We start from the raw sequence: 12,600 nt of genomic DNA, 5'->3' as shown, positions 1-12,600 counted from the left end.
ACACCACTACCATTGCTAAACTCGATAGATGGTTTATCTTCATTAACAGCACCACTGCCATTTGTAAACACAATGGATGGTTTATCTTCAGCTGTTGGTGCAGTGTCTGGTACGTTAGTTGTTGCTTCTATATATGTATAAGTAACAACAATATCTTCATCACCAATTGTCCCAGAAATATTATTTGAAGAAGATTCACGGAAGTATCTCTTATCACTATGTTCAATAAACAATTCTGGTGATTGAGCAGTAATATCATAGTTAGAACCAGTTGTCAAATTATTTAAAACTATTGTCTCTGAAAGAACTGTACCATTTTTTAAGACCAATTTTGCCTTAACCTGATAGTGCTTCATTTTAGGTTTTCGTGAAGCTATTTTAGCAACTCCAACATTACTAACACCATGAGAATAGTGTGCAGTTGCCTTAACATTTAATATTTGTTCACGATTAAGACCAGCCGGTAGAGCAATAGTCCAATACGTGTCAGAAATTTTTTCAACTGCTAGTCCTGAAGACTCTTGTAAATTTAAATCATCAGTTTTTGTCAAAACAATTGGGTCTGTAACATTATCAATGATAAGCTTGATATTTTGCCAATCGCCTGGTGCCATAATAAGTATGATATGATCTTCATTTTCAGCTACATCAATAAGATTTGGTGAAAGAATTGCTGGTGTTTGAGGTTTAAGAATCTCAAAGGAATCAATACTAATTTTTTTATTAGTTGTTGTTGCATCAGGTTTCACTCTGATAGCGATAGTATGAGACCCATTATCTAAACCATCATATTCACCAATTAACGCACGTTTTTCAACATTTCCGGATGCTTTAAAGAAAATAAGTGGGTCTACTTGATTACCATCAATCGTTACTAGAGCTTCACCTAAGTTTGTTGCTTTATTACCATAAATTCTAATACCTGTTCCTTCAAAACTTAATGTTAGAGTAGCATTCTCAGCTGGAACAGTAACATCTTGAGTAATGTCAGCAAATTTTTCAGTAGCTTTATAGAGTTGTGGATCTGAATAATCACCAAAAGCTGAACCGTATTGAATTCGTGAATCGCGATCATCTATACGCTCTGATGCATTTGGAGCACCCGAAATAATTCTAAAGGAATCAAGCGATATTTTGTCTCGTCTTCCTGTTCTTGTTGCATCATTATTATTTACAATAATCTCTAAAGTATGAATACCATCTTCTAAGTCAGCAAATTGACCAATTAAAACACCACTTTCTTTTGCCCCAACTTTGTGAAAATCAATCATTCCACGGTTAATACCATCAATTTTAACAGTTGCAGTTGAGAGATCCGGGCTCTTAATTCCATATATTTCAATACCTTTACCTACAAAGTTAACCTTGGCAGTATAATCATCTTTTGTAAGTGTAGTATTTCCTGTAATGTCAGCAAATTTTTCAGTTCCACCATAAAGTTGTGCATCACTCCAATTACCAAAAGCCGACCCGTACTCGATAGCTGGATCACGATCATCGAGAAATTCTTGAAGTGCTGAGATAGTAGCATCTAATGAGTTGGCACTCAACCTATTATTTTTTATAGCAACTACATTGTAGACATAATTATGATCAGCATGAAGTGTAGTGTCATTGAAATGATTTTCAAAAGTTCTAAAGAGTTCATTTTCTTGTGTTTCAACATTTAAACGGCTAACAAAATAATATTCAGCTCCTTCATAAGGGGCGAAGTTAATCAAAGCTTTATTATGGCCAATCCTCTTAGCAGTTACATTATTGACACGTCTTGCAATGTCATAGGGATTTAAATTTTCTGTATTTACACTTGGAAGAGTTCCCGAAATTTCGACATCAATTTTATTCACATTGATAATATCAGTAGGAATGATTTTTTTCAATGTTTTACCCCAATCTTCTGAAGTAATGCTATAAATCAATGAAGTTGGACTATCTTGAGAGACAAAATAAGCAATAGTATCATCCTCTAAAAGAAGATTTTCGGACTTTAGTGCCCAGATACTTTTATCAAAGTTAAGGCGGAAATGATAATCATCTAACTTATCAATAGATTGTACCTGCACAATTGGTTGCGTCTGAGCAAGCGCATATTCCATATTAAATGATTTGAAATGCAAACTATAAGCATTGTAACCTGGTTCAGTATGTTCATATAAAATACCATAGTTATTATCATCGATTTTAGTAAGAGAATTATAAGCATAGTCACCTTTTTGAAGAATTTTATGGTTTATCCAATTTAATTCACCATTAGATAATACTTCTGCTACTCTAAGATAGCCATTGGTTCTTCCAGGGCCACTGGCATTTGAAAGAATAATATATTCCTTATCATTATGATGGGTATGAATAGCTGAAAGTTGCACATAAACATCAACAACCTCTGGTATTGCTTTTAAATCATGCCAAGTTTGCCCACCATCATGACTAGTAGCAACTTTAACAAGACCAGATGGATTTCGCATAAATAATTTCAATGCTCCACTATCTAATTCAACAACTGTGGATTCAGTTAGTTGTTCAGCTGATTGATTCATTGTTAAAGAATGAATAATTGTACCATTTGATAGTGTTCTATCATCATTTGGTGAACCACCCATTTCCCAAGTCTCACCGTGGTCATCAGAATAAATAACTCGAGAGGACTGAGAGGTTAAATGATTAGTTGCTTCATAATTGGTTGAATAAGTCGGAACAATAATACGCCCTTTGTAATCTCCATGTTTCAAAACAATTCCAGCACCAGGACCAACACCATGAAATTTGATTTGGTTGTTAGTAACCATTGGTGTAATATCTTTTGGATTTGACCAAGTGATACCATCATCATCACTATATTGCATCCACAAATAGCTGGCCCAAGCAGCCCTAAATGGGCTAGTTTTATTAGTTGTAAAGAAGATATTACCAATTAACTCATTGTTTTGATAAATATCACCAATAGACTCTTTAGCAGCGTGATCAGACTCCAGTTTAACACTGTATTGTGTTTCTATATTAGTTGGTGAATATACTTTCCCATTTTCACGAATCGTATAAACACCAGTTTCACCAGCATTATCTGTTCGATATAAAGCACGGTAAGTTTTACCTTCAATCGTAACATATGGTGCTTCATAACTCTCTTTATTAGCTGGTAAACTGTGAATTGCTTGTCCTTCTAAAAACATGTCGTAAATCAAAATAATACGATCGTTAGTTGGGTCTTGGACTAAAACTGAGTCAATGGTTACTGGGGATTGTTGATTTCGGTTAGCAGCATTAGGATTATCTCTAATATTAATAGCATCAATGCGATTCCCCCAAGTAGACCCTTGATCGGTACTTCTTCTAATTGTAATACCTATGTTACCCCAATCACTATAGTGAGTTTCTCTAGCATCAGCAGCAGCAATTAAAGTACCATTTTTTGTTGTTAATAAGGCTGGAATACGATAACTATAAATACCATCTGCAGCTCTTTGATTATTTTTTCCACTTTCAAAGACAATCTCATCATCAGTCACTTTCATATCTTGTGTTAGGCGCTCAGGATAAGTTTCACGTTTAAAAATTGCAGACCTACGACTAATTTCTTCTGATGTTAAAGCCCTATTAAAAATTGTTAAATTCTTAAGATCAAAAGGTGCGCCCCATCTCATTTGATTACCTCGTGGTGTATTACCGACTTGCAAACGATCTACACCTATCAAATCTTTGATAAAGTTTGCTGATTTTTGATCAAAGTAAGCTAATTCTCCATTAACATAAACAGAAAGCTTAGCAGTTGCATCAGTAGAAGAATCAATTGTCATAGCAATAGCATTCCACTCCCCTGAAACTAATTGTTTAGAATTAGTAGTTGGAGCATTATAAAATTGGCTATTTCCATTTCTACCTTCAACACCGACACTACCACCATTAGAATAAAGAGATAAATAGTTATTGGCGTTTTGTGTACTAGACGCAGAAAAAAGACTCTTAAAGCCTGAATTAGAATCTAATTTTAACTCCATATAGACTGTAGCATCCGTTAAGGATTTTACGGTTTGTAGGTGATCATTCAAAGCAATATGATAATTATTATTAGCATCAAGACGCTGATTATCTATAGTAACAACTTTATTTTCTTCATATAAACGACCAATGCTATCAATCTCAAGCAAAAAAGTAGGTCTTTCAGAGTTAATTTCCTCAGTATTTTCTACCGAATTAGGTTCTGTAGTATTTTCTGATGATTCTCTGATAGGATTATCCTCATTAGCAACAACTTTATTGTCTTGATCTACTGATATTTCTTCACTAACTGGTTGTAACTCATTGGTCTGAAATTCATTTTCTGTCTCAGTAAAACCTGTTTCCTCAGTAACAATACTATTTGTTGGTGCTATATTAGTTTCATTAGCTGAAACAACATAACCTCCAAATAAGACACTACCAATCATCACTGATGCTGTTCCAACAGTCAAACGTCTAATGGAAAAGCGTTGTCTTTTATCAAATAACTCTTTTGAACGGTTTCTCATTAAAATACCTCTTTCTTTAAAATAATCAAACATTTTTTGTTAGCGTTTTCATTTTTATTATAACCTTTCTATCTTTGCAATGTCAATATAATAATATATTAAAAACCACTAACTTTCTTAACAAAATTGTCAAGTTGGCTAGTGGTTTATTGAGTATCATGTTATTTTTTAAATGGAATCAACAATTTTTTCTAAATTCATTGAATTGCTGCCCTTAAACAAGATTTGATCTTGAGTTTTTAAGATTTCTTGAATATTTTTTATTAGAGAAGATATTTCATCAACAGTACTATTTTTTTTAAAAAAAGCTAGTTTTTCTTTTGTAAATTTTTCTTGAGCTAATTGGTAGAGAGGATAAATTTCATCACCATAAAAATAAACAATATCTATCTGATTTGGATTAAGGCTTGTAATAATTGATTCATGAAATTTTTTTGAAGCTTCGCCTAATTCTTTCATATCTGCCAAGACAGCAATCTTTTTACCATTCTTTTGCTTGGGCAGGCTAGAAAATGTTTCTAGAATAAGACGCATAGCGGTGGGATTAGCATTATAAATGTCACTTAAAATATCAGCACCATTTTTAGCTTTTTTCCATTGAGTTCGATTTTTTGTGAGCACAAGATTTTTTAACCCTGATTTAATATTATCTTGTGACACACCAAGTCTCGTAGCAACATAGGCAGCTAACATGGCATTTGTTGCATTATATTTACCAGTAACGGGAAGGTATATATCTCCCTCAAGAAAATCAAGATTAAAAGTCAAGTAATTCTTATGTTCTTTCAAGTTATGAATTGATAATGGTGTGTCCTCACCAAAGAAAATGATTTCTTGGTTGTTTGGAAGAAAAGGTTTTATTAGTGGATCATCTGGAACAATTAAAAGACCATTATCCTTCATCCCATCGACAATTTGAAGCTTACCTTCAGCAATTTTAGCAGAACTACCAAAAAAGGCAAGATGAGCTTCTCCAATGAGCGTGACAATACTAATATCAGGTTGAGCAATCTGAGAAAGGAGGTGAATATCACCAAGATGATCTTGCCCCATTTCAAGGACCAGTTTTTCTGTTGCATCAGGCATATGTAAAATCGTATAAGGAAGGCCAATGTCATTATTGTAATTACCTTGTGTTTTATAGGTTTTATATGTACTTTCAAGAATAGTTGCAATCATATCTTTGGTAGTTGTTTTACCGTTTGAGCCTGTAACAGCAATTACTGATACCGCCATTTTTTCTAAATAATATTTTGCCAATTCTTGAAAAGCATGAAGTGTGTTAGACACTAATATATGAGGGTAATCTACTTTTTTTTCACTAAATGTTACAAGCGCACCATTTTGAAAGGCAATTGGTATAAAGTCATGACCATCACGATTACCTTTTAAGGGTAAAAAAAGATCCCCTTCCTTGATAAGACGACTATCAAATTCGATAGAATTGATTGACACGTCCTCGAATTGACTAATATCATTTTTTGCACCCACCACTTGGGCAATTTCATGTAAGTTTAATTTCATTTATTTCTCCTATTAAAAAAGAGCTAATCGCTCTTTTATTATAGCATATTTTATATTAAATGGTTTTCTCTCTTATTAAACATTTCTTTAGCTAATTGCACTAATTCTTTGATTAAATCACTATAGCTAAGTCCCATATTTTGCCACAAGAGTGGATACATTGACCACTTAGTAAAACCAGGCATAGTATTTATCTCATTGAGATAAACCTGACCATCATTTGTTAGAAAGAAATCACAGCGTGATAATCCACAACCACCAATAGCTCGAAAGGCAGTTTCAGCATAGAGACGCATTTTTGTAATACAAGCATCATCTAACTCCGCAGGAATTGCCATGCTAATTTTATTGTCAATATATTTGGCATCATAATCATAAAAAGCTACATCTTTTATTACCTCACCAGGAAGAGTTGATTTAACTTCTCCGTTTCCCAAAAGACCAACTTCAATTTCTCGAGCATCAACACCTTGTTCCACTAAAATACGACTATCATATTTAAAAGCTAAGAAAAGGGCCTGTCTTAATTCCTCTTTATTGTCTGCTTTTGAGATTCCAACACTTGAACCCATATTGGCTGGTTTGACAAAAACTGGATAGTTTAATTTTGTTTCAATATGATGAATTTTTTCGTCAATCTTTTCTCCTTCAATCACAGGGACAAAATCAACTTGGGGAATATTTGCTGCTTTTAATACATATTTGGTTGTAATTTTATCCATGGCAACACTTGAAGAAAGAACATTGGTTCCAATATAGGGCATTTTTAAAACTTCTAAAAAGCCTTGAATGGAACCATCTTCACCCATTGGTCCATGTAAAACAGGAAAAACAACTGCATTTTTTTCATAAATGTCACTTGGTTTTATTTTCTGATTGGGTAGAATACTATCATTTGTCATGAGTTTTTCAGTGTCACTTGGTTTTTGACAAAATTCTTGTGTTTTAATAAAATCACCATCTTTTGTGATAAAAAAAGTTTTAACAATGAATTGATTATAATCAATGGCGTGCATAATACTTTCTGCTGATAGCACTGAAACTTCTCTTTCAGCAGAGCGACCACCATATAATAATAGTAATGTATCTTTTTCCATGAGTCACCTTCTATATTTCTGTTCGATTTTCAATAGCACTTAAAAGCGTTACTTCATCTGCATACTCAATATCACTACCAACAGCTAAACCACGAGCCAAACGTGTCACCTTTATTCCAGCGGGTTTTAAGACGCGAGATAAGTACATGGCTGTTGCTTCGCCATCTGCAGTAGCATTGGTCGCGATAATAACTTCGCCTACTTGACTATCCATTAATCGAGTAATCAAGTTTTTAAGATTGATATCATCTGGACCAATACCATTCATGGGAGAGATAAGACCATGTAAGACATGGTAAAGACCTTGATACTCTTGAATTTTTTCCATTGAAGAAATGTCTTTACTTTCTTCGACAACAAGAATAATACTTTGATCTCTGGAGTTATCTTTACAAATATCACAAATCTCTTCATCAGTTAAATTGCCGCAGATAGAACAATAAGTTAATTCTCTTTTAGCAGCTAATAAATTTTTGGCAAAATCATTAACATCTTCATCTGCCATTGAAATGGTATAAAAAGCTAATCGAGTTGCAGTTTTAATACCAATTCCTGGTAATTTTGTGAAACTATCTATCAATTTAGCGATTGGTATTGGGTAGAGCACACTAACCATCCTTTCTAGTTCATGGGATTCATTGAATGATAAAGATTAACAATGTCTCGAGTTATGTCGTGGCTAACAGTTCCTGTTAAGTCAGATTCATGAGGTAAAACAACAGCCACAGCAATTTGTGGATTATCACTTGGAGCATAGGCAACAACATTTAAATTTGACGTATAGACCAATTTACCATTTTTGTCTTTCACATAACTTTCTGCTGTTCCTGTTTTTGCTGAAATGCTAACATTAGCTCCTTGACCAATTTTACGACCTGTTGAAAATGTTGAATTGCTATTAACAACTTGGTAAAATCCGTCCTGAATAATTGCCATTTCCTCAGATGAGATAGCAACAGTATTTAAGGATTTTGGTTGAATACTTTCAATTAATTCACCTGATTCACCATTATTTTCTTGCTTGTAAATACCCTCAACCAGATGTGGAGCATAACGAATACCACCATTTGCAACTGTTGCTGCATATTGTGCTAATTGCATGGTTGTGTAGTTGTCAAACTGCCCAAAACTTTCTGTAAGGTAATTAGCTATATCAAACTCATTAGGAATAAAACCAGAAGACTCTCCAGGAATATCAATACCAGTAGCAACACCCAACCCATATTGGGCAAAAGATTTACGTATTTTTGTCATTGCTTCTTCTGTATTATCGGTACTTAAAACCATTCCTGGTACATATTCTTGTCCCAAAATTTTAAGAGCCACCTGTACCATGTAAGTGTTAGAAGAATACTCCAAAGCCTGACTTGCAGTAATCGGCAATGAATTTACTGTAAACCATGATTTAATAGGAGCTGAATCTGCTAGTTGAATTGCTTGATCAAAAAGAGTTTGGTTTCCTGAAATTACTTGGTGCTCAAAACCAGCAGAAAGTGTTGCTCCTTTAACGACTGACCCTGGTGTAAAAACTTCTGTAATTGTTCCTAATGCATTTTTTTGCACATTTCCAGTTTTGATATCATGCTGATAACCAGCCATTGATAAAATAGCACCAGTATTTACATCTAAAACAACAGTATATATTCCTTCTGAACTTTGAGTATTTTGAAGCGCTAATTCTGAATCAAAATACCGTTTTAAAATGTCTTCTACACCCTCTTGGAATTTTAAATCAATCGTTAGTTTGAGATTATTGCCTTGTTGACCTTGTTTTTCAACGATATCACTAACTACTTGTCCTTTTTTATTAATAACAATTTGTCTAGTTGTTCTTTTTCCTTGTAAGTAATCTTCATAAGATTTTTCAAGATAACTTGTCCCAACTCTATCATTTAACGAGTAACCTTTTTGAAGATAATCTTCTAACTCTTCAGCTGGTAGACCAGTTTTTTCAGTAGAAATAGTACCAATAACAGCAGATAACGAATTATCAGAGACCACTCTCTCCCAAGTTGATTGAACTGAAACACCTGGTAATTTTGATTTATTACTAGCAATAACAGCAATTTCTTTAGGGGTAATAGTATTAGTTTTTAAAAAAGAAGTATTAAAAATTGGAGTTGCATTCATTTGCGAAAAAAGAGAAACTACTTTTAGCTCTTCATCTGAAAAGGTAATAAGATTTTCAGTTACAGCATCAACTGCATTTTTGTAGATAATAGATTCAGTTAATTTATTACCAAATTCATCGTATTTTTGATCATCTGATAATGAGTTATAAATCTCTTGGTAGTTACTGTTTAGGGCTAGATAATAATCTTTTTTATCACGTTCTGACACATCAACATTAGATATTGTTACATAATTAGCTAATTTTTGAGCTGTTTCTCTTATTTCTTGAGCTGTTGTTGTATGGTTTCTCGTGTAGGTAACTACTTCAATGATATTATTTTTTGCAAGAGGAACACCTTTGGCATCATAAATCTGTCCTCTTGGATTAGAGCTTGTTATGGTATAAGTGGTTAAAGCAGTAATTTTTGAAGTATAAAATTCTTTATTTATTAATTGCATATCTGCCAAACGTAAAATTAAAATAATAAATAAAAAAACAATAATGAAAAAAAGTAGATTAATTCGATTAGCAACTACTTTTCCTGTTTTAACACGATTTTTTCTCGTTGGATGTTGTTTATCTGCCATATCATAACTCTACTTTCTAAAACTCTGACTCTTATTTTATCATAATTTAATAAAAAAAACCTGCTCATAACAGATTTTTCTTGTTTAAAATTCATATTTTCATTAATATTTCTATGATTTTTTATGATAGACAAGGTAGTAAAATAAGGAAACAAAAATGGCACCTCCGATAATATTTCCTATGTAGACAAAAATAAAATTACTTAGAAAATCACCCCAACTAGCAGCACCTTCAAAAATAGCTGCAGGAATAATAAAAGCATTAGCAACACTGTGTTGAAAACCGATAGCCACAAAAGTCATAACTGGAAACCAAATTCCTACAATTTTTCCAATAGCATCTTTTGCACCATAAGATAACCATAATGCTATACCAACAAACCAATTACAACCAATTCCCGATAAAATTGCTTGGAGTGGACTAGCAGCTATTTTAGCATGAGCCACTTCTACCACTTCTTGAAGAAAATGATCTGTAGTTGTTAATCCAACAAGATGACCAAAAAAATAGGCAACAAATATCGCACCAATAATATTAAAAAAACTTATGATAACCCAATTGTTTAAAAGATCTTTAATAGTAATTTTTTTTGCAAAGAAAGCTAATGAAACAACCATCATATTCCCGGTAATAAGTTCACCACCAGCTAATAAAATTACAATTAAACCAATTGGAAAAACACTAGCACCAATAAATCCAGCAAAAGAACCAAGACTTTCAATGCCACTCGCTACTACTCTAACATAAAGAAGGTACCCTAAACTAATCATAGCACCACCAATAAACCCAAGAATAGCTTTTTGCAAAAAAGTTTTATGAATCTTATAAGACCCAATGTTTATTGCTTTTTCTAATATTATCTCTGGCGAATCCATACTTACCTCACAAAGAATTAAAATTACTTTTATTATAACAATAATATCTAAAGATAACAATATTATTCACAATGTTTCAATAAAATATTTATCCTTTCACAAAATAAAAAACGCCCTAGTGAATCACTAGAGCGTTTTCTAGAATTATTTATAAATGATGATAATCATCAGCTATAAAATCATCATTAGTTACTTTGTTTTTTATATACATAAAAGCCAAAGCCTGAAAGAATCATGATACCAAAGGCTACAAGTGTTGTTTCAAGAACACTGTTGTCACCAGTTTTTGGAAGACTATCTTTCTTAGGTGTTTCTTTCTTAGGTGTTTCTTTCATAACAAGACCTAAGTCAACTGTTAAGTTATCAGAACCTTTAATAGAGCCTGAAGTTTTAGCAGTATTTGAATTACCATCAACATGGTCAGCATTGTCAGTAACAGGAGTTACTTCGTAGCCTTCAGGAACTGTAAATTCTACTGTGTAGTCACCATCTACTAAGTTAGGGAATTCATAGTATCCATTAGCGTTAGTAGTAGTTGTTTCAGTTGTTCTATCAGCTTTTGTAAGAACAACTTTAACGCCTGCTACTGGTTTTTCACCATTATCTTGTTTACCATTTTTGTTAGTATCAAGCCATACATAGTCACCTAATTTATATTTAGGTTCTTCTGTTTTAGGTGTTGTTGGCTCTTCTGTTGTAGTTGTTGTTGGAGCCTCTGTTGTTGTAGTTGTTGGCTCTTCTGTTGTAGTTGTTGTTGGAGCCTCTGTTGTTGTAGTTGTTGGCTCTTCTGTTGTAGTTGTTGGAGCCTCTGTTGTTGTAGTTGTTGGCTCTTCTGTTGTAGTAGACTCTTCAGGTGATTCTCCTACAGTAGTCGTTGTTGTAGGCTCTTCTGAAGTTGTAGTCGTTGTTGTAGTTGTTGTAGTTGTTGGCTCTTCAGTTGTAGTAGTCGTTGTTGTAGTTGTTGTTGTTGTTGGATCTTTTTTCTTAACAAGTCCTAAGTCAACTGTCATGTTGTCTGCATTGTTGATTGTTCCTGTTGTTGATGGATTGTTTGAGTTACCATCAATGTTATCATCGTCACTTGTAACTGGTGTTACTTCGTAACCTTCTGGAACTGTGAACTCAACTTTGTAGTCGCCATTGTCTAAGTTAGGGAATTCATAGTAACCTTCAGCGTTTGTTACTGTTTCTTCTGTTGTTCCATCTNCTTTTGTAAGAACAACTTTAACGCCTGCTACTGGTTTTTCATCAGCATCTTGGTTACCATCTTTGTTTGTATCAATCCAAACGTAGTTTCCTAGTTTGTAGACTTTCTTAACAAGNCCTAAGTCAACTGTCATGTTGTCTGCATTGTTGATTGTTCCTGTTGTTGATGGGTTGTTTGAGTTACCATCAACATTATCATCATCACTTGTAACTGGTGTTACTTCGTAACCTTCTGGAACTGTGAACTCAACTTTGTAGTCGCCATTGTCTAAGTTAGGGAATTCATAGAATCCTTTATCGTCAGTCATAGTTTCTTCTGTTGTTCCATCTGCTTTTGTAAGAACAACTTTAACGCCTGATACTGGTTTTTCATCAGCACCTTGTTTACCATCTTTGTTTGTATCAATCCAAACGTAGTTTCCTAGTTTGTANACTTTCTTAACAAGACCTAAGTCAACTGTCATGTTGTCTGCATTGTTGATTGTTCCTGTTGTTGATGGGTTGTTTGAGTTACCATCAACATTATCATCGTCACTTGTAACTGGTGTTACTTCATAACCTTCTGGAACTGTGAACTCAACTTTGTAGTTACCATTGTCTAAGTTAGGGAATTCATAGAATCCTTTATCGTCAGTCATAGTTTCTTCTGTTGTTCCATCTTCTTTTGTAAGAACAACTTTAACGCCTGCTAC

Annotated in this window: 7 protein-coding genes; all 7 read right to left on the bottom strand. The window is 33.6% G+C overall.

From position 1 onward, the window contains the following. Positions 1 to 4,505: sialidase domain-containing protein (locus A3I1_RS08205; protein ID WP_051069672.1), on the bottom strand; the 4,505-nt coding region annotated here is incomplete at its 3' end. A gap of 168 nt (positions 4,506 to 4,673) precedes the next feature. Further along, on the bottom strand, positions 4,674 to 6,029 hold the full coding sequence (locus tag A3I1_RS0103090; RefSeq protein ID WP_018369860.1) for a UDP-N-acetylmuramoyl-tripeptide--D-alanyl-D-alanine ligase: 1,356 nt from the start codon (positions 6,027 to 6,029) through the stop codon (positions 4,674 to 4,676). A 50-nt stretch (positions 6,030 to 6,079) separates the two neighbouring features. Further along, positions 6,080 to 7,126, bottom strand: a complete 1,047-nt coding sequence (locus A3I1_RS0103085; protein WP_018369859.1) for a D-alanine--D-alanine ligase — start codon at positions 7,124 to 7,126, stop codon at positions 6,080 to 6,082. 10 nt (positions 7,127 to 7,136) lie between these two features. Continuing rightward, positions 7,137 to 7,733 (bottom strand): recombination mediator RecR, encoded by a 597-nt coding sequence (recR, locus tag A3I1_RS0103080; RefSeq protein ID WP_018369858.1) that lies wholly within the window; start codon positions 7,731 to 7,733, stop codon positions 7,137 to 7,139. Positions 7,734 to 7,747: 14 nt separating this feature from the next. Continuing rightward, positions 7,748 to 9,826 (bottom strand): penicillin-binding protein PBP2B, encoded by a 2,079-nt coding sequence (gene pbp2b, locus A3I1_RS0103075; RefSeq protein ID WP_018369857.1) that lies wholly within the window; start codon positions 9,824 to 9,826, stop codon positions 7,748 to 7,750. 111 nt (positions 9,827 to 9,937) lie between these two features. Next, a complete protein-coding gene (locus A3I1_RS0103070) occupies positions 9,938 to 10,702 on the bottom strand; it encodes a formate/nitrite transporter family protein (protein ID WP_018369856.1) in 765 nt (254 codons plus the stop codon). A 185-nt stretch (positions 10,703 to 10,887) separates the two neighbouring features. Beyond that, positions 10,888 to 12,600: SdrD B-like domain-containing protein (locus A3I1_RS0103065; RefSeq protein WP_018369855.1), on the bottom strand; the 1,713-nt coding region annotated here is incomplete at its 5' end.

Origin of the sequence: Streptococcus marimammalium DSM 18627 (assembly GCF_000380045.1) — a bacterium.
GTDB lineage: Bacteria > Bacillota > Bacilli > Lactobacillales > Streptococcaceae > Streptococcus > Streptococcus marimammalium.
The sequence above is the reverse complement of the archived record's forward strand: the minus strand, read 5'-3'. Positions and strand labels throughout refer to the sequence as shown.